Below are 26,207 nucleotides of genomic sequence, written 5' to 3'. Positions count from 1 at the left end.
TTTTAAATGCTTATTCTTTCGTAACTCTTCTTCTCTGAATGTAGCTGCAGTTTATTAAAAGCATGCACATAGGCTTTTGCCGAAGCTTCCAAAACATCTTGAGCAGTACCACTGCCATTAATTTCATGACCGTCACTTATGATCTGAACAAACACTTGTGCAAGTGCATCTCTTCCTGCACCAACAGATTGAATTCTATAGTCGGTTAGCTTGAGGGTCGAAGGCAGCATCTTGCTAAGCGTATTGTAGATAGCCTCAACACTTCCAGAGCCCGTTGCCGCGTCTTGAATTAACGTGCCATCTGGTGTTAACAGCCTTAATGTAGCTGTTGGAATTTGATTCGTTCCGTAGTTTACTTGAATATCTTTTAACTGATACAACGGCACTTCCGGCTGAATTTTATGATCGATCAACAATGCGAAGATGTCTTCTTCTGTCATCTCTTTTTTTCGATCAGCTAACTGTTTGAAATCTTCAAATAGTACTTTTAGTTTGCTGTCATCAGGATGAAATCCTAGTTTGTGCAAGTAATCCTTAAAAGCATGCCTTCCTGAATGTTTACCGAGTACTAGCTGATTTGACGGAACTCCAACAAGCTCTGGTGTAATAATCTCATACGTTGATTTTTCCTTTAATACACCATCTTGATGAATACCTGACTCATGAGCAAAAGCATTCTTTCCAACAACTGCTTTATTTGGAGGAACCGCAATACCAGTCAGTCTGCTTACAAGCTGGCTCGTGCGACTGATCTCATTTAATTTGAGGTTCGTTTTTGCTTTATAAAAATCCTCACGAATGGCTAGTGCTACTGCGATCTCCTCTAGAGAAGCATTTCCAGCTCTCTCACCGATTCCGTTAATCGTACATTCAACCTGATTAGCTCCGTTCTCGATTGCCGACAATGAGTTAGCTACTGCCATTCCAAGATCGTCATGACAATGAGCTGACAGAATAGCGTTTTCTATATTTGGAACGTTATTTAAAAGATAGCGGAAGATTTTTCCGTATTCTTCAGGATTCGTAAAACCAACTGTATCGGGTATATTAATGACCTTTGCTCCTGCTTCAATGACCTTTTCAACGATGCGAGCTAGAAACACGAGATCTGATCGACAAGCATCTTCAGCTGACCATTGAACGACCGGAAATTTTTGCAGAGCATATTTTACAGCTTCAACCGCCGTCTCTACTACTTGATCAGGTGTTTTCTTTAATTTATAGGTCATATGGATAGGAGATGTTGCAAGAAAAACATGCACTCTTGGTTCGGCAGCGTTTTTTAGAGCTTCCCATGCATAATCAATATCAGCTCTGTTGGATCTCGCTAAACCAGTAACTCTTGAGTTTTTTACAGTAGAAGCTATTTTTTTAACAGCTTCTAGATCTCCTTTTGAAGCAGCAGGAAATCCCGCCTCCATTACATCGACACCTAGTCGTTCGAGCCTTTTAGCAATTTCGAGTTTTTCAGCTGTATTCAGATTGACACCAGCTGTTTGCTCCCCATCACGCAATGTTGTATCAAAGATTTCAATTTTTCGCACTTAGGGCAGCCTCCTTCTTTCGTTTGGCTTTAACGAATGGCATCATTGCTCGTAATTCCCTCCCTACCTTTTCAATAGGATGGTTTTTCTCCTGGTTGTTCACAACATGGAATACAGGTCGGTTAGCCTGGTTCTCTAAGATCCATCCCTTGGCAAACTCACCAGATTGAACGTCCTTTAATACTTCTTTCATAGACTCTTTTACTCTTTCGTCAATTACGCGTGGTCCTGATTGGAAGTCACCCCACTGTGCCGTATCTGAAATGGAGTATCTCATACCCTCTAATCCGCCTTCATACATGAGGTCAACAATTAGTTTAAGTTCATGTAAGCATTCAAAGTAAGCAACTTCCGGCTGATAACCAGCTTCTGTAAGTGTTTCAAATCCTGCTTTTACTAGAGAAGATAACCCACCACAAAGGACAGCCTGTTCACCGAAAAGGTCTGTTTCTGTTTCTTCCTGAAAGCTCGTTTCAAGCACACCCGCTCTAGCAGATCCAATTCCTTTTGCATAGCTGAGAGCTGTTTCACGAGCAGTGCCTGTAGCATCTTGGTAAACCGCAAAGAGTGCCGGAACCCCTTCTCCCGCTTCAAATGTACGTCGCACTAGATGTCCCGGGCCTTTTGGAGCGACTAAGAAAACATCTACATTCTCAGGTGGTACCACTTGGTGATAATGAACATTGAATCCATGAGCAAATACGAGGGCATTACCTGCTGCTAGTTCTGGAAGGATCTCATTTTTGTATACTTCTGGCTGCCTTTCATCAGGAAGTAAAACCATAACAACGTCTGCAAGCCTGGCTGCTTCACGAACTGGATATACGTCAAAACCGTCTTTCACAGCTTCATCAAATGATCTACCTTCACGCACACCGACAACAACATCATATCCGCTGTCTTTTAAGTTCAATGCATGTGCATGACCTTGTGATCCGTAGCCAACTACCGCTACCTTCTTATTCTTTAACACATCATTTGTTAGTTCGTTTTCGTAATAAACTTTAGCCATTTTAATGAGTCTCCTTTACATAATAGAATAGGGGTGAAGTTCAAGTACTTTCTTTTGTGTTCCACGAGGTATAGCCGTAAGACCAGTTCTTGAAATTTCTTTGATGCCATAGGGTCGAAGCAATTCAATCAGTGCATCTATCTTTTCACTGTCACCTGTCACTTCTAAAGTGACGTTCTCTAACGAAACATCAAGAACTGTTGCCCTGAAAGGTTCGATGAGCATTTTTATTTCACTCCTAGTATCAGGAGTCGTTAATACTTTAATAAGTGCAAGCTCCCTTGAAACAAGAGCCATATTCGTTAAATCTCGAACTTTTAATATATTGATCTGCTTATGAAGTTGTTTCACGAGCTGTTCTGCTTTTCTGTCATCTTCTACCCAAACTGTCAGAGTCACTTTTGAGACAGCTGGGTCTTCTGTATGGCCTACTGTAATGTTCTCAATGTTAAATTGGCGTTTTGTCAGCAACCCGGTTAAACGGTTCAATACACCGCTTTCGTTTAGTACCGTTGCTGAAATGATGCGTCTCATCCTCTCACTCCAATCATTTCATGAAGTCCTTTTCCTGGAGCAATCATCGGATACACATTCTCGTCTGCGGTAACGATGCAATCCAGAACAAAAGGTTTCTTTGATGCAAGAGCAGAAGTTAAAGCTTCTTTTACTTCATCTTCAGTTTCAGCAAGTTTCCCATCAATTCCATAAGCAGAAGCTAACTTTACGAAGTCAGGTTGAATATCAAGAAGAGAATGTGAGAATCGTTTCTCATAAAAAATTTCCTGCCACTGTCTTACCATGCCGAGAGATTTATTATTGACAATCACGACGATTACAGGCAGCCCCCAATCTTGGAGTACACCCAGTTCCTGAAGTGTCATCTGAAATCCGCCGTCCCCAACAACTGCGATGACCGGCAGTTCTGGTTTCCCTACTTTTGCACCGATTGCTGCTGGAAAACCGAAGCCCATCGTTCCTAAACCACCTGATGTAATCCATCTGTTCGGGTCAGAAAACCTATAATATTGTGCAGCCCACATTTGGTGCTGTCCTACATCAGTTGAAACGATTGCTCCTCCTTGTGTAACTTCGTGCAGAATTTGCATTAATTTCTGTGGTTTCAGCTCTGACTCATTTGTTTTGTAAGTTAGCGGGTATTCACTTTTAAATTGCGAAAGCTGTATGACCCAATCGTTATAGTCCCCCTTTTCGTCTGCGATCTGATTTATAGCTGACAGCGTTTCTTTAGCACAACCTACAATTGGAATTTCCGTTGGAACATTCTTTCCGATTTCAGCAGGGTCAATATCAATATGAGCAATCACCGCTTTTTTGGCAAAATGATCAAGATTTCCTGTTAACCTATCATCAAATCTTGCACCCACACCTATTAAAAGATCACAATCGTAAAGGGCCATATTGGCGGCATATGTGCCATGCATGCCTGCCATACCTAAGCACAGCGGATGTTCTGCAGCAAAGCCTCCCAACCCTAAAAGTGTTTGAGCAACTGGAATCTGATGATACTCAGCAAATGCTGCTAATTCTTTTTCTGCCTTTGCTGCTAATACCCCAGCTCCTGTTAAAAGAACAGGGTTTTTAGCTTGTAGGAGCGCTTCATTTAACCTCTTAACTTGAAGGATATTAGGCTTTAACGTCGGCTGGTATCCCGGGAGATGAATGCAAGCAGTTTCTTTTATTTCAGCTGTTTTTACCGCAACATCTTTCGGTATGTCGATTAATACAGGACCTTTCCGCCCTGTATTTGCGATATGGAATGCTTCTTTCATGATTCTTGGTAAGTCCTCCGCTCGTTGGACTTGATAATTATGCTTTGTGATCGGCATCGTAATCCCGACAATATCAGCTTCTTGAAAAGCGTCAGTCCCAATTACATTCGTTGCTACCTGGCCTGTAAAGATAACAAGAGGAATCGAATCAATCATTGCGTCAGCGATACCTGTGACTAAGTTGGTCGCACCTGGTCCTGATGTAGCAAGGACAACTCCTGGTTTTCCTGTCACTCTCGCATATCCTTGCGCTGCATGAATTGCTCCTTGCTCATGTCTTGTTAGTACATGCTTCATTTCAGCTTTGTAAAGCGCATCGTAGATTGGGAGTACTGCGCCTCCCGGATAACCAAACAATACGTCTACTTCTTCATTCTGTAATCCTTGTATAAATAGTTCAGCACCAGAGACTAATGAAGTTTCAACTGAATTTTTTTCAGCCACCCAACTGGCCTTCATTTTCATTCCTCCTTTAACTTAGAACCTTTGTTATATAAAGGCTGTTTTCGCAAACATTGTTATTCCTGGAAGTAGTTGATTTCCGTTCCAGGATGCTCGCTTTCCGCGGGGCGTGCGGTGAGCCTCCTGGACGCTTTGCGCCCATAGGAGTCTCACCTGTCCCGCTGATCCCGCAGGAGTCTCGCACCTTGCTCTCCAATCAACTTTGCATTGAAGAGAATGAACCGATTCAAAAGCAACAATCTTTTTGAAAAAAACCAAATAAAAAAACTTCCCCACCCAATTGGACAGGTTAATCCTATCCAAAGGGGTGAAAAAGTTTAATTTTTTCCACGGTACCACCCTTTTTCACGGCACATGTTGTCGTTTCATATACGTGCCGCCTCGTGACGGACGAGCCGTCATTTGATAACAAGCGATAAAAATGGAGTATCGCTTGGCCCTTCCTACTTAAGATTCTTTCAAAAGGACACTCAGGAGGGATGTCCTGGTATTAGGAATAACCGGTTCACAGCAACCCCGGCTCTCTGAGTATTCCACATCTACCATTATTCTCCGTCATCGTTTTATTGTATTAAATTTTCAAGATTCCTCCAGTATTAGCAGATGTTACGAGGGCTGCATACCGAGCAAGATAACCTTTCTTGATCTTCGGCTCAGGTTTCACCCAGCTTTCTTTTCTTTCTTTCCAATCTTCTTCAGTTAATAAAACTTGGATGGATCTATTTACAAGATTGATCAAGATCGGATCTCCATTGTTTACAAAAGCGATTGGTCCGCCTTGCGCGGCCTCTGGTGATATATGACCGATAGAGATTCCTCTGGAAGCACCAGAAAATCTGCCATCCGTTATTAACGCTACTTTAGTGCTTAACCCTCTTCCTGCTATAGCTGATGTAGGAGAAAGCATCTCCGGCATTCCCGGGCCGCCCTTTGGTCCTTCATATCGAATGACCACGACATGGCCTTCTCTAACTTCTCCGTTATTGATTCCCTGTATCGCCTCTTCTTGGGATTCATAGACGATCGCTTCACCTTGAAAAGTTTTTATGGAAGGATCAACAGCTCCGACCTTAATGACACAGCCATCTGGTGCAATGTTTCCGTAAAGAATAGATAAGCCGCCAACTGGTGAATAAGCGTTCTCTTTTCTCCGAATAACATCATCATCTAAAATTTCAGCGTGACGCACTCGTTCCTCCAGCGTTTTCCCAGTAATCGTTAATCGATCGTTATGAATAGCACCTTCCATTTTGCAAAGTTCATTGATGATAGCACTTACACCACCTGCCCTATGAACATCTTGCATCGAATAATCTGAAGCTGGGCTGATTTTTGATAGATAAGGTATTCTCTCTGCGATTACATTAATTTGAGATAAGTCGTACTCAATCTCAGCTTCATTCGCTATTGCAAGCATATGAAGTACGGTATTGGTTGAGCCTCCCATCGCCATATCCAATGCAAAAGCGTCATCAATCGCCTCTTTTGTGATAATATCTCTAGGCTTAATGTCATTCTTCACAAGATCCATTAATGAAATTGCAGCCTCTTTAATCAATTTTTTCCTTTCATCTGATGTAGCTACAATTGTGCCGTTTCCTGGCAATGTAATTCCGAGCATCTCCATAATGGAATTCATACTGTTCGCGGTAAACATACCCGAACATGACCCGCAAGTCGGACAAGCACTCGTTTCAAGTTCCAGCAGTTCTTCGCGAGTCATCTTTCCGGCAAGATGAGATCCTACCCCTTCAAAGACTGAGGCAAGGGAAAGCGATTTACCAGCCATGGATTTTCCAGCTTCCATCGGACCTCCTGAAACAAATACGGCTGGTACATTCGTACGAACAGCTGCCATCAGCATACCAGGGGTGATCTTATCGCAATTTGGTATATAAAACACACCGTCAAACCAGTGGGCGTTAATCACGGTTTCTGCTGCGTCTGCAATGACTTCTCTGCTTGGGAGTGAATACCTCATTCCTATATGCCCCATCGCAATACCGTCATCTACGCCGATCGTATTAAATTCAAAAGGTATTCCGCCTGCTTCCCTAATGGCTTCTTTTACCCATTCACCTACTTTGTTGAGGTGCATATGACCCGGAATAATATCAACATAGGAATTACAAACACCGATAAATGGTTTATCCATATCCTCAGGTGCAACTCCCGCTGCGTGGAGAAGACTTCTGTGCGGGGCTCTATCGATTCCTTGTTTGATCATATTGCTGCGCATATCTGTAACACTCCTATACTTCTTTTATCCCGCTTGTACGGTTTGATTGGAATAAACTTTCACACCTTCTTCTACTACTTTTTCTCTAAAGGTTTTTAAAAGTTTATTTGTATGATTACCTGGAGTACCGGTGCCGATAACTCTGCCATCCACTTTTACAACTGCAATGACCTCAGCAGCCGTACCGGTTAGGAAAACTTCATCTGCTACATAAACATCGTGTCTCGTAAATGGCTCTTCCACCATGTTGTAGCCTTGGTCACGTGCAATCTCTACAATCGCGTTTCGCGTGATTCCTTCAAGAGCTCCTAAGTAACCGGGAGGTGTCTTAATGGTAGTTCCTTTTATAATAAATACATTGTCAGCTGAACCTTCCGCGACATAGCCTTGATCGTTTAGCATAAGTGCTTCACTTACACCTGCAAGACTCGCTTCGATCTTGACTAAAATATTGTTTAAGTAATTTAGTGATTTTACTTTAGGACTTAATACATCCGGACGATTTCTTCTGCTTGCAACTGTTATGATTTCTAAACCAGTCTCATAAAGTTTCTTTGGAAATAGAGCCAGTTGCTCTGCAATTACGATGACACCTGGTTGGCCGCATGTGAAAGGATCCAGTCCTAAATTCCCTTTTCCTCGTGAAATAACTAACCGAATATAAGCATCACGATATTTATTTTTCTGGAGCGTTTCGACAATGATGTCTGTTAACTCTTCTTTAGTGTGTGGAATTTTCAGCATAATGGATTGAGCAGATTCGTATAAACGCTGAAGATGTTCGTCTAATCGATATACATTTCCGTTGTAAACACGAATCCCTTCAAACACCCCATCTCCATATAAAAATCCATGATCATAAACTGAGACTTTTGCGTCATCCTTTAATACGTACTCACCATTAACGTAAACCCATTGCTCCTGCATCGTGATCCTCCTTTTCTTTACATTTTGAATTATTAGAATTTTTTAAATATAAGGTAATAATTGTTGACAATATTACGCCCATATTTGTGGTGGGTCAACCATGAATTTTTATGAAAACACCCAATTCTGATTTTTCTGATTATTTGTATACGCTTTCATTCCCATGGATAAGCACAATAAGAAAAATTCACCGCTTAATGTAAACATTTTTAAAGCGCTTACAATAATGTTTTTAAAAACACACAAAAAAACACGCTTCATGTCCTATAAGGGAGAACATAAAACGTGTTGAGTTATGTAGTAATTAAAAGTTATATGGCGTCCCAGGAGAGATTCGAACTCCCGACCGTACGCTTAGAAGGCGTATGCTCTATCCGGCTGAGCTACTGGGACATATGTATTTGAGCCCATTTCGCATAGCAATGGCGCTTTCCGCAATTACCATGCGCTGCGGGCACACAGTGATTTGCTCCACCTGTCGACCGTGGATACAAATATGTTTATAACATGCATTTTAAATGTAAGATCTGTTAACTTCAGATGTAACTCTTTTGTGCCATTTGAACGTGAGAAAAACAAATGGAGCGGGTGATGAGAATCGAACTCACGACCAGAGCTTGGAAGGCTCTTGTTTTACCACTAAACTACACCCGCAGACATAAAGACCTTGTCGCGACGACATAACTAAATATACACAATATCCCGACACAAGTCAACCCATTTCTTATTTTTTCTTATATTTTCTCAAGTTTGCAGCGTAAATTGCTTTGAAAGCTGCTCTATACGTCTGCCATCTAATGAGTAAAAAGAAACGTTTACTTCCTTATCATCAACTTCTAATAAAGCATATGTCTTTTCAAACGTCCCTCTCGGCAATCGTATATTGCCTGGATTAATGAACACCATACCTTCACGTTCATATGCTTCAGCTATGTGCGAATGCCCAAAGCAGGCAATGCTGGCTCCTGTTTCTTCAGCTCTATAGCCAAGAGCAAGATGTGACATTTTCACGTCATATAAGTGGCCATGTGTGATATATATACAGGTAGTATCTAACATTTCAATAGCTTCTGTTGGAAAATCTTGACCGAGATAATCCATATTTCCTTTTACAGTAACAAAACCGGACAATTCAGGGGCAGATGTTTGCAGTTCAGAATCCCCGCAATGGATCATTAAGCCAACTTCTTGTTCATGTCGCTCTTTCAGCTGAATTAATTCTTTTTTTAATCCATGGCTGTCACTAACGATCAAGGCTTTTGCCATAGCATGTCCTCCTCGCTGATATAGTCTTTCAATTTTCGTAACGCGAGTGCTCTGTGACTGATTTTATTTTTCTCTTCTTTCGATAATTCCGCCATTGATCGATTTAGATGTGGAAGAAAGAAGATCGGATCATATCCGAACCCTTCTGAGCCGCGTCTTTCTAATAAGATTTCACCCTCACATTCCCCTCTTATGACAAATGTTTCACACTCAGGTCTCGCAAACGCAAGTGCACAGACAAACCGTGCAGTTCTATTCGGTTGGGCAACTTGTTTTAATTCATCCAATACTTTATCCATATTCTGTTCATCACTCTTTTGGCTTCCCGCATATCTGGCAGAATAAACACCAGGTCTTCCTTCCAATGCATCGATTTCAAGCCCGGAGTCATCTGCAATGACGGGTATATTCATTCTTGTACTAATGGTTTCAGCTTTTAATATGGCGTTTTGTTCGAACGTTGTTCCAGTTTCTTCAACTTCCGGGCAATCTTCAATATCTAATAAGGATAATACCTCAATCCCAAATTCTTTGAACATAGATTGAAATTCATTTACTTTTCCTTTGTTTTGCGTAGCAATCAATATTTTCATTATGTAAACCTCACTTTCACATCATAAAAAAGAGACGAATCCTCGTCTCTTCACTTTATCATAAAGATATACTTATTTAAAATTCACCCGTGTTCACTTCTTTAGGACGTGAAACTGGGGCTGTAAGTTCTTTTCCCTTTTCAGTGAAGATTTTTGACTTCCCATCCACCTGAATGGCTACTTTCTTTACCTCTGATAGCTCTGTTAAGGAAAGAACAATTGAATTTAATACTTCATCCGCAATCATACTTTCTTCTTTGTTGTCTATTAAAGCACCATTGAAATTCAATGTTACTACGCCATCCTTCACAACTGGTGTGCTTAACAGCCTTACATCCGTTCTAAAATCAGTAAGAAGATTACTCTCTGCTGAAGGACCATCAATAAGATGTTCGATCGTTGCTGTAACCTTATCCGTGCTCTCTTTCGCTACACGTCTCGTTACAGGTACATAATAGGTTTGGTCTTGTGTTTGTGCTAAAAAGTAAAGAGTGACAAACTCACTGTTTGTAATATCCGCAACATTTCCGTTCTCTAGATTGATGCCATCGACCCTGCTGACCCCTTCACCTACTGGCGTGTTGTTAACAGGCATTGAATTTTGATTCTTTCCTTCAATCTGTATTTTAACCTTCTTAATATTATCAAACTGCGTAAGCGTGAACGTTATCGCTTGAAGAATCTTAAGTTCATCTTTAGCATGATATTCTGTAAATTCTTTCGAAAAGTTCGCTACAGCTGTTCCTTTTTTTATATTCACCGATAAAACTTCCGTATCTGCAGGCAGTACTGCTTGAAAGCCATTTGGAATAATATTTGTGACAGGTCCATCCTTCACGAGATATTGTAAAACCTGTTTTGCCGTCTCATCGTTTTTCGGAAGAGCTAAAACTTGAGGTACAACCATACCGTTGCTGTCAAATAGAAATAGCTGACGCTTTTGAGTCTTTTGGGCATTTACAGCCTTTTCTTTTTTATTAAGGGACTTCCCTTCTTTTACATAGTTCACCTTTGGGGGATCCAGCTCTGTTCCTGCTTTCTCTCCCCCTAATCCACACCCTGATACCAGTAATGAAACTGATAACAAAAGCAGTGGCGCTCCTGATCTTATTGTTTTGCGCATACTTTCCCTCCTCAAGTGGTTTGTACAATTATGTATACGAGCTATCCTCCTCTGTTAGACCACTTGTACAAAAATAAAAAGGAACAGAATCGTTAAAACGATTCTGCTCCCTTTTTATAATGTGATGCATTCTACTCTGTCTATTTTTCGATTGAGCCAATGGTTCGCGATCTCTAAGAAATGGCTGCTTTCTGCTGTTGCTAAAAACCTATGGTTCGGTCTGGTGATTCCTGTATTTAACAAACCACTATGATCTAATATGACAGAAACTTCACGAGCTGTTTCCGCGCCCGAACAAATGAGTGTAATATGCTTCCCCATGACCTGCTGGATAATCGGCCGTAATAAAGGGTAATGGGTACAGCCTAATATTAACGTATCGATTGAAACATCTCTTAATGGATGGAGCGTTTCTGAAACGGCATTTAAGGTTTCCTCACCTGATAGCTTTCCTTGTTCGACAAGCGGCACAAATAGCGGACATGCCAAACTTTCCACGATTACATCATTTCGAATCTGCTGTAACGCGTATTTGTATGCACCGCTAGTAATCGTTCCAACTGTGCCGATTACAGCAACATGGTTATTTCTTGTTACCTTTAATGCTGACCTCGCTCCAGGATGAATGACTCCTAAAACGGGAATATCCAGCTTCTTTTTCGCTTCTTCTAAAACTGCAGCAGTAGCCGTATTACAAGCTATTACGAGCATTTTTATATCGAGTTCCAGCAGAAAATGAATCATATCCCACGTGTACTTTCTTACTTCTTCAAAAGGTCTTGGTCCATAAGGACACCGTTTCGTGTCGCCTAAATATATAATTTCTTCTTTCGGGAGCTGCTTCATAATCTCTCTGGCAACCGTTAAGCCCCCAACTCCAGAATCTATTACTCCTATCGGTCTATTCAAAACATCGCCTCATCTCTATATACATGCTGAAAAACAAAAGGCGTTTATCATTGTTTCTATTCTGCTAATATTTTTATGAAATTGCAATGAAAATCGTTCAAAAGTCATGAGTTTTTGTGAAGATTTTGACTGCAAACGCCCTATAAAATGAAATAAAAAACGTAACGACAACGACAATTTATTTCAACATTCGACATCTAGAGGGTATGGAAAAGGACTATGGATATACCCCATAGTCCACTTTATTACGTATTAAAAGTTTGTTTCAACAAACTTTATTACGTCTTCCATTGTATCCATTTCAAGAATTTCATTGATATGCGTACTAATCTTCTCTTTAGATAGCCCTCGAATCTGGCTTCGTGCAGGGAGAACAGAAGTTGCACTCATTGAGAATTCATCCAATCCTAAGCCTAAAAGAATCGGAATGGCAATTGGATCTCCTGCCATCTCACCACACATACCTGCCCACTTACCTTCTTTATGAGCGGCATCAATCACCATTTTCACAAGTCTTAAGATAGCAGGATTGTATGGTTGATAAAGATAGGATACCTGCTCATTCATTCGGTCAGCGGCCATAGTATATTGGATCAAATCATTTGTACCGATGCTGAAGAAATCTACTTCCTTAGCAAAAGTATCGGCCATTACAGCTGTTGATGGAATTTCAACCATGATTCCTACTTCAATATTATCTGATACTTCAGTTCCCGAATTGATAAGTTTATCTTTTTCGTCCATTAAGATATTTTTAGCTGATCGGAACTCTTCAAGGGTTGCAATCATCGGGAACATGATTTTTAAGTTACCATGTTTACTTGCACGCAGCAAAGCTCTAAGCTGTGTACGGAAAATTTCTTGTTCTTCCAAGCAAAGGCGTATGGCACGGAAACCTAAGAAGGGATTGAGTTCTTTAGGGAGATTCAAATAAGGAAGCTCTTTGTCCCCGCCTATATCTAACGTACGAATAACGACAGGTTTACCTTCCATCTTTTCAAGAACCTCTTTATAAGCGCTGAATTGTTCCTCTTCTGTTGGAAGCTGGTCGCGGCCCATATACAAAAATTCTGTACGGTATAAGCCAACACCTTCAGCACCGTTTGCTAAAACACCTTTAACATCAGCTGGAGTACCGATATTTGCAGCAAGCTCTACTTGAACATCATCTGAAGAGAATGTCTTTTCGTTTACAAGCTTAGCCCATTCTTCTTTTTGTTTTTCATATTGCGCCTTTTTTTCTTGATAGGTTGCAATCTCATCTTGAGATGGATCAATGATAACATGTCCATCTAATCCATCAATGATGACCATCACACCATTTTCAATTTTTTCAGTAATAATCTTTGTTCCAACAACGGCTGGAATCTCCATAGAACGAGACATGATCGCAGAATGCGATGTTCTGCCTCCAATATCTGTTGCGAACCCTTTTACAAATTGACGATTCAACTGAGCTGTATCTGAAGGAGTTAAATCTTCTGCAAGAATGACAACCTCTTCAGAAATACTCGCAGGAGTTGTAAACTGAACGTCCAATAAATGAGCTAATACACGTTTAGATACGTCCCGGATATCTGCTGCTCGCTCTTTCATGTATTCATTGTCCATCTGTTCAAACATATTAATAAACGTTGAGGAAACGTCATTCATCGCTGATTCGGCGTTTACTTGTTCGTTTTCAATCTTTTGTTTTACAGCATCAACAAGCTCTGGATCACTAAGAACAAGAAGATGGGCAGCAAAAATAGCTGCCTTATCTTCACCAAGTTCTTCATTAGCTTTATCTTTAATAACAGAAAGTTCTTCCTTCGACGTGTCAAGCGCTGCCTGAAAACGTTCTATTTCCTTTGAAGTATCCTTGATCGATTTTTTATCAATCGTTAGTTCGGGATTTTGAAGAACGAACGCCTTTGCGATTGCAATGCCGGCTGATGCTGCAATACCTGAAATTTTTTCAGACATTACTCACCAAGTCCTTCCTTTTTCATAACATCTTCTAAAGAAGTTAAAGCCTCTTCTGCATCAGAACCTTCTGCTTTGATCGTAATTTCTGCTCCAGATTGAATCCCTAAGCTCATCACACCCATGATGGACTTCAAGTTAACGCTTTTCCCATTATAATCAAGCGTGATATCTGAGCTGAACTGGCCTGCTTGATTTACTAAAGTTGTTGCCGGGCGTGCGTGGATTCCTGATTCACTTGTTACTTTAAATGTTTTTTCTGCCATTGTTTTTTACCCCTTTATTTTTTGAATGTAATAATATTTTCTTCTTCTATGGTGACTGTTCCTGTTTTTTCAACTGAAACCGTTTCGCCAGATAAGTTTGTAAAAACAATTGGTGTAATTACAGAAGGTGCATTTTCTTTCACATAGTTTAAATCAACCTTCAATAACTTCTGACCAGCTTTCACCTTGTCCCCTTCAGAAACAAAGCTTTCAAACCCTTCACCTTTTAGTTTGACAGTGTCAATTCCAAAATGGATTAGAATTTCTTTTCCGCTATCTGACAGAATACCGATCGCATGCTTAGTCGGGAATACATTGATTATCTTTCCATTAACAGGAGATACGACTAGACCTTCTGATGGTTCGATCGCAAAGCCATCACCCATCATTTTGCCTGAGAACACTTGATCAGGTACTTCTGTTATCGGAATTATTTTCCCTTTAATAGGTGATACGAAACGTTCTTCTGAAGTAATTGAAGAAGTTGGATTAGCAACAGACTTGTCTTCTGTATCAGCTAACTCACCTTGTTCAGGAATCTTTTCACTGTTTTTAGGTTTAGCGACCGTTTTGCCTTTCATAATATCCTGTATTTCACTCTTGATCGTATCAGAGCGGGTCCCAAAAATGGCTTGAATATTGTTCCCCATCTCAAGAACACCGGATGCTCCTAATTTTTTCAACCGTGCTTTATCAACTTCTTTTGGATCATTTACAGATACACGAAGTCGTGTGATACAAGCATCAAGATTAGATATGTTAGACTCTCCGCCCAAACCTTCTAAAATATTCGCTGCTAAAGAATCTTTATTTGACGGTCCGACGTTTGTTTCAACTTCGTCATCAACGATCTCACGTCCAGGTGTTTTTAAGTTCCACTTACGTATCGCAAATCGGAAACCAAAGTAGTAGATAACAGAGAAAACTAAACCTACTGGGATAACTAGCCACCAATCCGTACGATTCGGTAGTACTCCGAACAATAAGTAGTCAATGACTCCACCTGAGAAAGTCATACCTATTTTAACATTAAGCAAATGCATAGTCATAAAAGAAAGTCCTGCGAAAATAGCATGAATACCGAAAAGTACTGGTGCTACAAAAAGGAACGTAAATTCAATCGGTTCTGTTATCCCTGTAAGGAATGATGTTAATGCCGCAGAACCCATGATACCTGCTACTACTTTCTTTTGTTCCGGACGTGCTTCATGATACATAGCAAGCGCCGCTGCAGGAAGTCCGAACATCATGAATGGAAACTTACCTGTCATGAATGTCCCGGCTGTTAATTCTGCATTGTCTTTTAATTGTGCAAAGAAAATCGCCTGATCTCCACGTACAAGTCCTTCTGCTGCTGACTTATAAGAACCAAACTCAAACCAGAAAGGTGAGTAAAAGATATGATGAAGACCAAATGGGATAAGTGATCTTTCAATTACACCAAAGATAAATGCTGCAATTGTAAGATTTGAATTAATCATACTTTCAGAGAAAGCGTTTAGCCCATTCTGAACAGGCGGCCAAATGAACGTCATTGCAATACCAAGAGCTAATGCTGATACAGCTGTAATAATCGGTACAAAACGTTTACCGGCAAAAAAGCCTAAATATTGAGGAAGCTCTATGTTATAAAACCGCTTATACAAATACGACGCCAGAATACCTACAATAATACCCCCAAACACACCTGTTTGAAGTGTCGGAATTCCAAGCACCATCGCATAGGATGGATCAGCTTCAATCATTTCAGGTTTTACACCTTCAATTACACTCATCGTAACGTTCATGATTAAGTAACCGATAATGGCTGCAAGACCTGCTACACCTTCACCGCCAGCAAGTCCAACGGCAACACCTACCGCGAATAACAACGACAGGTTTCCGAAGACGATTCCACCTGATTGTTCCATTACATCAGCTACGAGTTGGAACCAGTTCGCATCTAAAGCTGGAATTAGCTTAATCAACGCTTCGTTTTTAAACGCATTACCAAAAGCTAGCAACAAACCAGCTGCTGGCAGAATGGCTACCGGCAGCATTAGTGCCTTACCAACGCGTTGAAGTACACCAAACAATTTTTTCAACATGGGAAGTCCTCCTTTTTTTATGATAACCCTTCCATTTACTTCCGCAAAAAACAAAAAAGACATAAATAAAGAACATGCGCATAGTACCTAATCAGATATTAATATATCCTAATTAAGCAATTGCTACACTTTTGTTCCATACTTATGCCTGATCGAATCAGTAACACGTAAAAACGGTGTATCTATATTTAATTACTCGTTACGTTTTGTTTAATTGTCATATCGCGAAAGCCTTTGCAAATGCATTGTTAAATAAACTGCTTCTGCATGTGGCACGGGTTTGCTCAAGGTATTCTGCATGACCTTGATTAACTTCCACGCCAAATTGTAGCATACCGGATATTCTTCTTTCAACACTTTTGCCAACTTTTCTTGTTCTTCCATTATATCTCCAGCTGATATGCGTTCGATAGCATGCCTCAAATGCCTCACTAACCGTAAATAATTAATACTTTTCGTATCAATCGTGATGTCGAGAGAGTGCCGAATCATTTCCATTAGTGTGTTGATGAGCTGTGAATGTTTTTTTATATCTCTCACACTTTTATTCGTAATCGCACTATGAATATGAAGGGCTACGAATCCGACTTCCCCTTCTGGGAGATGAATTTGAAGCGATTTATTGATTACCTCGATCACTTCTTCGGCGACAGTATATTCTTTAGGATACAGTGTCTGTGTTTCAGTTAAAAACGGATTTTTTATATCTAAACCTTGTTGTAGCCGTTTTATAGCAAAGGCGATATGATCCGTCAACGCCACATGGATATGCTCATTTAGATCATTCTCAAAGCGGTTGCCGATATGGACAATCACATCATTGATTAGTTCAACTGTATCCTCTTCTATATAACTTAATAAAGTTTTATATTGTTCCTGCTCGTTTTCATTTTTTAAAACAAATAGCTTGTCCACTTGTTCATGGGAAATCGATTCGCCCTGTTTTTTAGCGAATCCGATACCTTTACCGATTACAATTCGTTCGTTACCCGAAAAATCGGTTACGATTACAACATTATTATTAAGTACTTTTTTAACTTGAAGGCTTTCATTCATGATTTTTCACCTTTTTCATTAGCTGGGAAAGAAACGATTAACATCGTAACTTTCATCATATCTGAAAAAAGGTATAAAAATCAATTACACTTTTTTACTGTGAAAAAACTTGGCTGACGTAAAGCACAATATAGTCAGCCATACTTGCACATATTACATATTAAATCGCCTTGTACTAGTTAAGCAGCGAAAACTTGAGAAATTTCTACATTTTAGTTTGCATACTGAAAACGGCTTTCATTTTTGAAAGCCGCTTTCTGACTAAATCTCGAGTTCTCCAAGCCTCAATAACTCTACAACGGCTTGAGAGCGTCCTTTAACCCCAAGCTTTTGCATGGTATTCGAAATATGGTTTCGAACTGTTTTCTCACTAATAAATAATTGTTCCGCAATTTCTTTTGTAGTCTTGTCTTGGACTAGTAGTTCGAAAACTTCTCTCTCTCTTTTTGTAAGTAGAGGCTTCGGTCGGTAGTGTTTATCTTTCAATGAATTCACCCCTCCTTGCTAGGGTTTAGGAACCGCCAACGAATATTGGAAGTATTTAGTCAACATATAGTATGTAAAAACACAGATGTAAGTGACTTGGTTAACTTAAAAAGTATTAATTATATGAAGGAAACAATTAAAAAAAAAGCCCATTTTTTAAATGAAGGCTTTTTGACTAAAATTTGAGAATGCCATTTTCAGATCTTCACTCCACTTTGATGGTCGCCCGGTTTGCTTAGATATTTGAACAATTGCTCCTCTACCGGTAAAAACTGGCAACTTTTCTTTATTCAAACCTAAATAATGCAAGTCAATGGAAGAAGATCCTACTTCATTCATTTTAACAAAAATTGTTAATTTCTCGTCATATCTTATTTGCGAAAGATAATCACATTGCAGATCGGCCACAACCGGGATCTCAGTGGCATCTTGCGCTCCCCAGGACTTCATGAGGTCTAATTCTTTAAAAAGTGCAATCCTTGCTTCTTCCATATAAACAAAGACATTTGTGTTGTTTACATGTCCAAACCCGTCGATTTCACCAAACCTCACATGCAGCTCATGAAAAAAGTGAAAGCCTGCTTTCCATTCATCCAAATCTAAAATATAATCTTGCCTTGCCATGAATGCACCACCTTTTTTTGAAGGCTATTTTCGTAAACTTTGTTGCTTTGAAGGAAGTTGATTTACGCTCTAAAATGCTTGCTTTCCACGGGGCGTGCGGTGAGCCTCCTTGGCGCATTGCTCCATTAGGAGTCTCACCTGTCCTGCTTATCCCGCAGTAGTCTCGCACTTTGCACTCCAATCAACTTGTCAAAGAAGAGAATAAAAAATATCACCATCAGAAACATTCTTGTAGAAAAACAGCCTTTATGAAAAAGACTCCCCCCTTATTTGAGAGAAGCCTTTTTTACTTTATTTATCGATCACTGCCAAAGAAATTTTTAAATGCTTGGAAAGTCGTGTCACGATTAAGTGCTGCAATTGATGTTGTTAATGGAATCCCCTTCGGACAAGACTGAACACAGTTTTGTGAATTCCCGCAAGATGCAAGTCCTCCGTCATCCATGATTGCATTTAAACGTTCTTCTTTATTCATTTCTCCTGTCGGATGTGCGTTAAATAAGCGTACTTGAGACAGTGGTGCTGGTCCAATGAAATCTGATTTGCTGTTTACGTTTGGACAAGCTTCCAAACAAACACCGCAAGTCATACATTTAGAAAGTTCGTACGCCCACTGACGTTTTGTTTCTGGCATGCGGGGTCCAGGACCAAGATCATACGTACCATCAATCGGTATCCACGCTTTCACGCGTTTAAGCGCATCAAACATTCTGCTTCTATCAATCGCCAGGTCACGAACAACCGGGAACGTCTTCATTGGCTCAAGACGAATAGGCTGTTCTAATTGGTCAACAAGGGCTGTACAAGATTGTCTAGGTTTCCCATTGATAACCATTGAACACGCACCGCAAACTTCTTCTAAACATCCCATCTCCCACGTTACAGGAGTCGTAGCTTCCCCTTTTGCATTAACAGGGTTTCTTCGAATTTCCATAAGAGCTGATATAACATTCATATTTGGACGGTGCGGAATCTCAAACTCTTCTAAATATGGGGCAGTTTCAGGGTTATCCTGTCTTGAGATGATGAATTTCACCATTTTTGTGCTCATACTTACACCCCTGCCTTCTTCTTAGAATAGTCACGTTTACGCGGTTGAATAAGCGAAACATCTACATCATCATACTCAAAATCCGGTCCATTTGTTGCAGGATTAAATTTCGCTCGTGTTGTTTTTAAATATTTTTCATCATTACGTTCAGGGAATTCAGGTTTATAATGCGCGCCACGGCTTTCGTCACGGTTTAGTGCACCAAGTGTAATGACGCGAGCGAGCTGCAACATATGCCAAAGCTGGCGAGTAAAGGATGCACCTTGATTGCTCCATTTAGATGTATCATTGATGTTGATGTTTTTGTAACGCTGCATCAATTCCTGAATCTTTTCATCCGTTTGCTTTAATTTATCATTGTATCTTACAACTGTAACATTATCAGTCATCCATTCTCCTAGTTCCTTATGGATGACGTAAGCATTTTCTGTTCCATCCATCGAAAGAATGTTGTTGTAAACTTCTTGATCTTTTTTCACTTGATTATCAAAGACCACAGAAGATACATCTTCAACTGTTTTTTCTAAACCTTTGATGTACTTAACTGCAGATGGACCAGCTACCATACCGCCAAAGATAGCAGATAGAAGCGAGTTGGCTCCTAATCTATTCGCTCCGTGGTATTGGTACTCACACTCTCCTGCTGCAAAAAGCCCTGGAATATTAGTCATTTGATCGTAATCTACCCACATGCCACCCATTGAATAGTGAACAGCAGGGAAAATTTTCATCGGAACTTTACGAGGGTCATCCCCCATAAATTTCTCATAAATCTCAATGATTCCACCAAGCTTAATATCGAGTTCCTTAGGATCTTTATGAGATAGATCCAGGTATACCATGTTCTCTCCGTTTATTCCAAGCTTGAGATCTACACAAACGTGGAAGATTTCTCGTGTTGCAATATCACGAGGAACAAGGTTACCATATGCAGGATATTTTTCTTCAAGGAAATACCAAGGTTTCCCGTCTTTATACGTCCATACACGCCCACCTTCACCGCGAGCGGATTCACTCATTAATCGAAGCTTATCGTCTCCAGGAATGGCCGTTGGGTGAATTTGAATAAACTCCCCATTTGCGTAATGAACACCTTGCTGATAAAGTGCGGAAGCCGCTCCACCGGTATTAATAACAGAGTTCGTTGATTTACCAAAAATGATTCCAGGTCCACCAGTTGCCATAATTACGGCATCTGCAGGGAAACTTACGATCTCCATCGTTTTTAAGTTTTGTGCGGTTACTCCGCGACATTGGCCTTCATCGTCTAAAATAGCAGATAAAAACTCCCAGCCTTCATATTTTGTAACCAGTCCAGCCACTTCATGACGACGCACTTGCTCGTCAAGTGCATATAAAAGCTGCTGACCAGTTGTCGCACCAGCAAACGCCGTTCGGTGATGTTGAGTTCCTCCGAAGCGGCGGAAATCAAGTAATCCCTCTGGTGTTCTATTGAACATTACACCCATACGGTCCATTAAGTGAATGATTCCAGGTGCGGCATCACACATTGCTTTTACTGGAGGCTGATTTGCTAAAAAGTCACCGCCATAAACTGAATCATCAAAGTGTTCCCATGGTGAATCCCCTTCACCCTTCGTGTTTACAGCACCGTTTATACCGCCTTGTGCACAAACAGAATGCGAACGTTTTACAGGAACAACTGAAAAGAGGTCAACATTAACACCAGCTTCAGCTGCTTTAATCGTAGCCATTAATCCGGCGAGACCTCCGCCAACAACAATAATTTTCTGATTACTCAATTCGTCTCACCCCTTTTAGATAAATGCAAAAATTGTACGTACACTAACAATGGCTAAAAGAACAAATACACCCAGTGTTACGTAAGTAGAAATCTTCTGTGAACGAGGCGAAACAGTGAGGCCCCAGCTGACAAAAAACGACCATAATCCATTTGCAAAATGAAAAACCGCGGACAATACACCTACTAAATAAAACGCAACCATAAATGGAGAACTTAAGATGTCTTGCATCATAGAGAAGTTAACATCAGCGCCCAATGCTGCTTGTACACGTGTTTCCCAAACATGCCATGCTATGAAAATCAAAGTGATAACACCTGTTATACGCTGAACAAGGAACATCATGTTACGGAAATACCCATAGCTGCTTACATTGTTTCTAGCCTGGAATGTAATATAAAGTCCAAACACCGCATGAAACAATAATGGTAGATAGATAACAAACGTTTCTAAAAAGAAACGAAACGGTAAATTTTCCATAAAATGTGCTGCGGCATTAAAATCATCCACACCTTTTGTTGCAAAATGGTTTACAACTAAATGCTGAACGAGAAAAAGCCCAATAGGAATAACTCCTAATAGTGAATGAATCCTTCTGTTAATAAAATCTTTACTGCCAGCCATTCTCTTGCCCCCTTTAATTTTAGCCTCTCTGGCTGCTAATCTTCTGTTTCTCTCCATCTCTCGTGTAAGCGTTTTAAGTTTCCTCTTTAAGAGGATGAGTGTTAAACAAGTAGTTTAATCAACTAGCAACATGTCCATTTTACTCCCATCGTTTGACACCGTCAAGAAAACGCTAACAAGTTAATTTAGATATCTTATTGGTACATCAACGTTTTTTGTAAGGAACATTTTCGACAAATACTGATTGTGCTATAGAGTTTGCCATGTATAGCCGTTATAATAAAAAATAGAAAGAAGGGATGCAGAATGTTTAAACAAAAGACAAAAGAAGAAAACGCCCCTGCCGAAAAGCCTTCTGTTTCAGCTTTTGGGTATGAGATTCTTCGCAGCGATCTATTACCTGAACTTCTTGGGAAACAAGAACGACATATTTTATATTGGGCAGGCAGACATCTAGCCAGAAAATACCCTTTACATACGATGGAAGAAGTACATGCTTTTTTCAATGAAGCTGGCTGGGGTAACCTTGAAATGATAGAAGCCTCTAAAACAGAAATGGTTTTTTCCTTGCATTCTATACTTATTGAACAAAGAATCGAAAATTTTCGTCACCATACCTTCAGCTTAGAGGCAGGTTTTCTCGCAGAACAAATCCAACTTCAAAAAAAATGTACAACGGAAGCGCTAGAGTCGGTAAAACGCAATAAAGTTTCCATAACCGTTCAATGGGACAAAAAGGATACCATTGAATAAGTAAAAGCCGGTATCAACCGGCTTTTTTTCTTTTGAAGAACTTATTTACTTTGCACAGGAACACGAGCATCCAACTCGAAAACATCGTGCAGCGTTTCGATTGATTTAATCATGTCGTCTTGTTTTACGACAGTTGAAACTTTAATTTCTGAGGTGCTTACCATTTTAATCATTACATCTTGATCAGATAAGGCTTTGAACATTTTAGCTGCTACTCCTGGATTGGAGATCATTCCTGAACCAACAATTGAAACTTTAGCAAGATCTCCTTCATAGCTTATAGATTCAAACCCTAGCTGATGTTGATGAGCGGCAAGTACTTCTTGTGTTTCACTTAGAGAACTTGATTCGATGGAAAATGAAATGTTTGTCTTTTCCTGGTTCATCACATTCTGAATGATGATATCTACGTTTATTCCATTACTTGCTAGTATCGTGAATAGATCCGATAAAGCATTTATTTCGTTTGGTATGTTAGAAACTGTGATTTTTGTAATATTTCCTTCAAAGGCTAATCCTCTTACCATTAAATTCTGTTCCATCGTTGCTTCCTCCTCAACTAATGTTCCCCGCTCTTCACTCATACTTGATCTGACTTCTAAAATAATCGAATAATTTTTTGCGAACTCAACAGCACGCGGATGCAGGACACCGGCTCCTAGATTGGCCATTTCAAGCATTTCGTCGTAGGAGATTGAAGGGATCTTTCTTGCTTTAGTCACTACACGAGGATCTGTCGTATAGACTCCTGTTACATCTGTATAAATATCACAGCGATCTGCTTTTAGCGCTGCTGCTAATGCCACTGCAGTTGTATCAGACCCACCTCTGCCAAGTGTGGCGATATCGTTTGTTTCTGTTATCAAGCCCTGAAAACCGGCTACCACCACGATATTTCCTTCTGCAAGCAAACTGTTAACCCGGTCTGACTGTATATTTAGAATCCGTGCATTAGCATGATTATTTTCAGTCTCAATTCCAGCCTGCCAGCCTGTTAATGAGAGTGCTTTATAGCCCTCTTGCTGCAAAGCTAACGTTAATAAGGCAATGGTGACTTGTTCGCCAGTTGTTAAGAGCATATCCATTTCTCGTTTTGATGGATTTTTACTGATCTGGCCTGCCAGTTTAACGAGTTCATCCGTCGTTTTCCCCATGGCGGATACTACTACTACGACCTCATTGTTATTTTCAACTTCTTTAATAATCTTTTTTGCAACGTTTTGAATCCGTTCTACAGAACCAACGCTTGTACCGCCAAATTTTTGTACGATTCTCCCCATGTTCTCTCTTTCCTTTCCTGATGCTATTTTTCTATCTCTCTTTTAAAACAAAAAGCAACAATAAGGAAAAAACCCTATTGTTGCTATATCCGCAGCAAGCCAAGTTTGTTTTCCCCGAGTGAGATAGTCCTCCACACAAACCCTGGGGGGATTTGAGTGACAGCTCTGTATTTATTCAATACAGGTCCAGCATAAAAAATCAGAAGTTTTTTTACACTTCGGCAAAAATCCCCTTTCCTCCATCTTCATAAGAGCTTCTTCTCTTCAGATGGTCTACTATTGGTTTTTGCTCCTCTACCATCACTTCAAATGAAGCATGGCATTTTTATAAAGTTGGGTTCATTTTAACAAAGTTGTTTCATAACTGCAACTACTCTTCAGATAAAAAAGCTTGTGTGATTTTTTCAGCTACTGTTTTGGGAACACCCGCTCCTTGAATTTCATCAACTGTCGCTTCTTTTAATTTCTTTAAAGAACCAAAATGACGGAGAAGCATTTTCTTTCTTTTATCCCCGATCCCTTCAATTCCATCCAAAGTAGATTCAAACATACTTTTGGAGCGAACTTTTCGATGAAAAGAAATCGCAAATCGGTGTACCTCATCTTGTACCCTTTGAAGCAGATAAAATTCTTGGCTGTTCCTTGGTAAATGTATCATCTTAGGTGGATCTCCAAGCCATAATTGAGAGGTACGATGTTTCTCATCTTTAGCTAGTCCTGCAACGGGAATAAATAAATTAAGTTCGTTCTCTAAAACATCTTGAGCCGCTGAAACCTGCCCTTTTCCCCCATCAATAAGGATTAAGCTTGGAAGCTCTCCTTCTTCTTTAAGCATCCTTGTATATCTTCTGCGGACTACCTCTTTCATTGACGCATAATCATCAGGTCCGTCTACAGATTTAATCTTATACTTTCTGTAATCTTTTTTATACGGTTTTCCATCTATAAATACGACCATTGCAGAAACTGGATCCGTTCCATGAATGTTTGAGTTATCAAATGCTTCGATCCGATATGGAGATGCGATTCCCATTCGTTCGCCTAAATTCTCGACCGCTTTAATTGTTCTCGCCTCGTCCTGCTCAATTAAAGCAAACTTCTCATTTAAAGCAAGTGTTGCATTTTTCGTTGCTAATTCTACAAGTTCTTTCTTTTGCCCCTTTTTCGGCTGAAGGACCTTCACTTGCAAAAGTTCTTGAACCATATGTGCATCTACCTGCTGCGGCAAAAGGATTTCTTTTGGAAGTAGATGATTTTTTTGCAAATAAAATTGTCCGATAAACGTAAGCAGGTCCTCATGGGCTTCACCGTAAAACGGAAAAACGGAAATATCCCTCGCTATGACTTTTCCTTGACGAATAAAAAAGACTTGGACACACATCCACCCTTTATCAAAGTAGTATCCGAATACATCGCGATCCACTAGATCAGATGTCATCATCTTCTGTTTTTCCATTACAGCTTCTATATGTTGAATTTGATCACGCAGCTCTTTTGCACGTTCGAAGTTAAGTGCCTCAGATGCTTCTATCATTTTTTCAGAAAGCTGACTCTTTACTTCTTGATAACCGCCATTTAAAAATTTTATAATACCTTCTACCAGTTTTTTATTTTGTTCGTCCGTTACATCATACACACAAGGTCCTAAACATTGTCCGATATGATAATAAAGACATACTCTCTTTGGCATGGTGTCGCATTTTCTAAGAGGGAATATACGATCTAAAAGTTTTTTCGTCTCTTGGGCAGCATATGCGTTTACAAAGGGGCCGAAGTACTTTCCGCCATCTTTTTTTATTTTCCTCGTATAGAGAAGTCGAGGCTGTTTTTCAGAAGTTACTTTCAAATAGGGATAGCTTTTATCGTCTTTAAGCATGACATTGTAACGTGGATCATGTTTTTTAATTAAATTCATCTCAAGAACGAGGGCTTCCATCTCTGTAGAAGTAACAATATATTCAAAATCTCTGATCTCACTGACTAATCGCTGTGTTTTCCCGTCATGTGATCCAGAAAAATATGATTTAACCCTGTTTTTTAATACTTTCGCTTTTCCGACATAGATTACTTTTCCGAATTCGTTTTTCATTAGATAGCAACCAGGCTGGTCAGGAAGCAGCATCAGTTTTTGTTTGATCGAGGTCAATGAACATCCCCCCTTTTTTGTTATCATTTTCCTCTCATCATACCATGAACGTCAACATGATTACTCCATAACAAACATCATAGCGATTATGTCTAGGATAGAAAAGGATTTCGACATTATTTCCTAGAAAATAGTTTTAAAAGCTTTTTTTACATTCTTTCTCTCGACAAATTATATTACTCTTCTCCTATCATGTCGTCATTTTCGCATCATTATAGGCTAGGTTTGCAATAAAAAAAAC

At 39.9% G+C, this 26,207-nt stretch carries 22 protein-coding genes, 2 tRNA genes and 1 riboswitch; of the genes, 1 reads left to right on the top strand and 23 read right to left on the bottom strand.

Annotation, left to right across the window (positions count from 1 at the left end):
* Positions 1–2 precede the first annotated feature (2 nt).
* From KUV80_RS01390 to KUV80_RS01290, 21 genes are all read right to left on the bottom strand, one after another.
* Positions 3–1,544: a 2-isopropylmalate synthase gene (locus KUV80_RS01390; RefSeq protein ID WP_222460902.1), complete on the bottom strand. Its 1,542-nt coding sequence runs from the start codon at positions 1,542–1,544 to the stop codon at positions 3–5.
* Positions 1,531–2,556, bottom strand: coding sequence for a ketol-acid reductoisomerase (gene ilvC, locus KUV80_RS01385; RefSeq protein ID WP_222460901.1), 1,026 nt, complete (start codon positions 2,554–2,556; stop codon positions 1,531–1,533). The genes KUV80_RS01390 and ilvC overlap by 14 nt, the downstream gene beginning before the upstream one ends.
* Positions 2,557–2,571: 15 nt before the next feature.
* A complete protein-coding gene (gene ilvN / locus KUV80_RS01380) occupies positions 2,572–3,090 on the bottom strand; it encodes an acetolactate synthase small subunit (protein WP_222460900.1) in 519 nt (172 codons plus the stop codon).
* Positions 3,087–4,805, bottom strand: a complete 1,719-nt coding sequence (gene ilvB, locus KUV80_RS01375; RefSeq protein WP_246624999.1) for a biosynthetic-type acetolactate synthase large subunit — start codon at positions 4,803–4,805, stop codon at positions 3,087–3,089. The genes ilvN and ilvB overlap by 4 nt, the downstream gene beginning before the upstream one ends.
* Before the next feature lie 574 nt (positions 4,806–5,379).
* Positions 5,380–7,047: a dihydroxy-acid dehydratase gene (ilvD, locus tag KUV80_RS01370; protein ID WP_222460898.1), complete on the bottom strand. Its 1,668-nt coding sequence runs from the start codon at positions 7,045–7,047 to the stop codon at positions 5,380–5,382.
* Between the two features lie 24 nt (positions 7,048–7,071).
* Positions 7,072–7,974: a branched-chain-amino-acid transaminase gene (gene ilvE, locus KUV80_RS01365; RefSeq protein WP_222460897.1), complete on the bottom strand. Its 903-nt coding sequence runs from the start codon at positions 7,972–7,974 to the stop codon at positions 7,072–7,074.
* Between the two features lie 316 nt (positions 7,975–8,290).
* Positions 8,291–8,367 (bottom strand) — tRNA-Arg (locus KUV80_RS01360).
* 187 nt (positions 8,368–8,554) lie between these two features.
* A tRNA-Gly gene (locus KUV80_RS01355) sits at positions 8,555–8,628 on the bottom strand.
* 90 nt (positions 8,629–8,718) lie between these two features.
* Entirely contained in the window at positions 8,719–9,240 is a 522-nt protein-coding gene (locus KUV80_RS01350; protein WP_222460896.1) for a metallophosphoesterase family protein, read from the bottom strand.
* Positions 9,225–9,836 (bottom strand): XTP/dITP diphosphatase, encoded by a 612-nt coding sequence (locus KUV80_RS01345; protein ID WP_222462221.1) that lies wholly within the window; start codon positions 9,834–9,836, stop codon positions 9,225–9,227. The genes KUV80_RS01350 and KUV80_RS01345 overlap by 16 nt, the downstream gene beginning before the upstream one ends.
* Positions 9,837–9,909: 73 nt before the next feature.
* Positions 9,910–10,956 (bottom strand): GerMN domain-containing protein, encoded by a 1,047-nt coding sequence (locus KUV80_RS01340; protein WP_222460895.1) that lies wholly within the window; start codon positions 10,954–10,956, stop codon positions 9,910–9,912.
* 114 nt (positions 10,957–11,070) lie between these two features.
* Positions 11,071–11,865, bottom strand: coding sequence for a glutamate racemase (racE, locus tag KUV80_RS01335; protein ID WP_222460894.1), 795 nt, complete (start codon positions 11,863–11,865; stop codon positions 11,071–11,073).
* 252 nt (positions 11,866–12,117) lie between these two features.
* The gene (gene ptsP / locus KUV80_RS01330; protein WP_222460893.1) at positions 12,118–13,830 is read right to left on the bottom strand and encodes a phosphoenolpyruvate--protein phosphotransferase; all 1,713 of its coding nucleotides are present in this window, start codon (positions 13,828–13,830) and stop codon (positions 12,118–12,120) included.
* Complete coding sequence (locus KUV80_RS01325) at positions 13,830–14,096, bottom strand: phosphocarrier protein HPr (RefSeq protein WP_222460892.1); 267 nt, start codon at positions 14,094–14,096, stop codon at positions 13,830–13,832. The genes ptsP and KUV80_RS01325 overlap by 1 nt, the downstream gene beginning before the upstream one ends.
* Positions 14,097–14,110: 14 nt before the next feature.
* A complete protein-coding gene (ptsG, locus tag KUV80_RS01320) occupies positions 14,111–16,180 on the bottom strand; it encodes a glucose-specific PTS transporter subunit IIBC (protein ID WP_276516614.1) in 2,070 nt (689 codons plus the stop codon).
* 213 nt (positions 16,181–16,393) lie between these two features.
* Positions 16,394–17,239 (bottom strand): glucose PTS transporter transcription antiterminator GlcT, encoded by an 846-nt coding sequence (gene glcT, locus KUV80_RS01315; protein WP_222460890.1) that lies wholly within the window; start codon positions 17,237–17,239, stop codon positions 16,394–16,396.
* A 261-nt stretch (positions 17,240–17,500) separates the two neighbouring features.
* Positions 17,501–17,725: a helix-turn-helix domain-containing protein gene (locus tag KUV80_RS01310; RefSeq protein WP_066243534.1), complete on the bottom strand. Its 225-nt coding sequence runs from the start codon at positions 17,723–17,725 to the stop codon at positions 17,501–17,503.
* 156 nt (positions 17,726–17,881) lie between these two features.
* Entirely contained in the window at positions 17,882–18,349 is a 468-nt protein-coding gene (locus KUV80_RS01305) for an acyl-CoA thioesterase (protein WP_222460889.1), read from the bottom strand.
* Positions 18,350–18,644: 295 nt separating this feature from the next.
* Positions 18,645–19,400, bottom strand: coding sequence for a succinate dehydrogenase iron-sulfur subunit (gene sdhB / locus KUV80_RS01300; RefSeq protein ID WP_222460888.1), 756 nt, complete (start codon positions 19,398–19,400; stop codon positions 18,645–18,647).
* Between the two features lie 2 nt (positions 19,401–19,402).
* Positions 19,403–21,163 (bottom strand): succinate dehydrogenase flavoprotein subunit, encoded by a 1,761-nt coding sequence (gene sdhA / locus KUV80_RS01295; protein WP_222460887.1) that lies wholly within the window; start codon positions 21,161–21,163, stop codon positions 19,403–19,405.
* A gap of 15 nt (positions 21,164–21,178) precedes the next feature.
* Entirely contained in the window at positions 21,179–21,787 is a 609-nt protein-coding gene (locus tag KUV80_RS01290) for a succinate dehydrogenase cytochrome b558 subunit (protein WP_222460886.1), read from the bottom strand.
* Between the two features lie 306 nt (positions 21,788–22,093).
* On the opposite strand from KUV80_RS01290, the gene KUV80_RS01285 reads away from it, so the two are divergent.
* Positions 22,094–22,540 carry a YslB family protein gene (locus KUV80_RS01285; RefSeq protein ID WP_222460885.1) on the top strand — a complete coding sequence of 149 codons (447 nt, stop codon included), beginning with the start codon at positions 22,094–22,096 and terminating at the stop codon, positions 22,538–22,540.
* A 41-nt stretch (positions 22,541–22,581) separates the two neighbouring features.
* Here the strand turns inward: KUV80_RS01285 and KUV80_RS01280 are convergent, their stop codons facing one another.
* Positions 22,582–23,820 (bottom strand): aspartate kinase, encoded by a 1,239-nt coding sequence (locus KUV80_RS01280; RefSeq protein WP_222460884.1) that lies wholly within the window; start codon positions 23,818–23,820, stop codon positions 22,582–22,584.
* A 116-nt stretch (positions 23,821–23,936) separates the two neighbouring features.
* Positions 23,937–24,125: riboswitch (Lysine riboswitch) on the bottom strand.
* A 65-nt stretch (positions 24,126–24,190) separates the two neighbouring features.
* Positions 24,191–25,993 (bottom strand): excinuclease ABC subunit UvrC, encoded by a 1,803-nt coding sequence (gene uvrC / locus KUV80_RS01275; RefSeq protein WP_222460883.1) that lies wholly within the window; start codon positions 25,991–25,993, stop codon positions 24,191–24,193.
* Positions 25,994–26,207 lie beyond the last annotated feature (214 nt).

The organism is Fictibacillus nanhaiensis (assembly GCF_019801215.1).
Classification (GTDB): Bacteria; Bacillota; Bacilli; order Bacillales; family Fictibacillaceae; genus Fictibacillus; species Fictibacillus nanhaiensis_C.
This window is presented reverse-complemented; position numbering and strand designations above follow the sequence as displayed.

Excerpts from the sequence above, each read along its gene's own strand:
- ilvC (WP_222460901.1), bottom strand. The coding sequence starts at position 2,556 with ATGGCTAAAGTTTATTACGAAAACGAACTAACAAATGATGTGTTAAAG.
- ilvN (WP_222460900.1), bottom strand. The coding sequence starts at position 3,090 with ATGAGACGCATCATTTCAGCAACGGTACTAAACGAAAGCGGTGTATTG.
- ilvB (WP_246624999.1), bottom strand. The coding sequence starts at position 4,805 with ATGAAGGCCAGTTGGGTGGCTGAAAAAAATTCAGTTGAAACTTCATTA.
- ilvD (WP_222460898.1), bottom strand. The coding sequence starts at position 7,047 with ATGCGCAGCAATATGATCAAACAAGGAATCGATAGAGCCCCGCACAGA.
- ilvE (WP_222460897.1), bottom strand. The coding sequence starts at position 7,974 with ATGCAGGAGCAATGGGTTTACGTTAATGGTGAGTACGTATTAAAGGAT.
- KUV80_RS01350 (WP_222460896.1), bottom strand. The coding sequence starts at position 9,240 with ATGGCAAAAGCCTTGATCGTTAGTGACAGCCATGGATTAAAAAAAGAA.
- KUV80_RS01340 (WP_222460895.1), bottom strand. The coding sequence starts at position 10,956 with ATGCGCAAAACAATAAGATCAGGAGCGCCACTGCTTTTGTTATCAGTT.
- ptsP (WP_222460893.1), bottom strand. The coding sequence starts at position 13,830 with ATGTCTGAAAAAATTTCAGGTATTGCAGCATCAGCCGGCATTGCAATC.
- KUV80_RS01325 (WP_222460892.1), bottom strand. The coding sequence starts at position 14,096 with ATGGCAGAAAAAACATTTAAAGTAACAAGTGAATCAGGAATCCACGCA.
- glcT (WP_222460890.1), bottom strand. The coding sequence starts at position 17,239 with ATGAATGAAAGCCTTCAAGTTAAAAAAGTACTTAATAATAATGTTGTA.
- KUV80_RS01305 (WP_222460889.1), bottom strand. The coding sequence starts at position 18,349 with ATGGCAAGGCAAGATTATATTTTAGATTTGGATGAATGGAAAGCAGGC.
- sdhB (WP_222460888.1), bottom strand. The coding sequence starts at position 19,400 with ATGAGCACAAAAATGGTGAAATTCATCATCTCAAGACAGGATAACCCT.
- KUV80_RS01290 (WP_222460886.1), bottom strand. The coding sequence starts at position 21,787 with ATGGCTGGCAGTAAAGATTTTATTAACAGAAGGATTCATTCACTATTA.
- KUV80_RS01285 (WP_222460885.1), top strand. The coding sequence starts at position 22,094 with ATGTTTAAACAAAAGACAAAAGAAGAAAACGCCCCTGCCGAAAAGCCT.
- KUV80_RS01280 (WP_222460884.1), bottom strand. The coding sequence starts at position 23,820 with ATGGGGAGAATCGTACAAAAATTTGGCGGTACAAGCGTTGGTTCTGTA.
- uvrC (WP_222460883.1), bottom strand. The coding sequence starts at position 25,993 with ATGATAACAAAAAAGGGGGGATGTTCATTGACCTCGATCAAACAAAAA.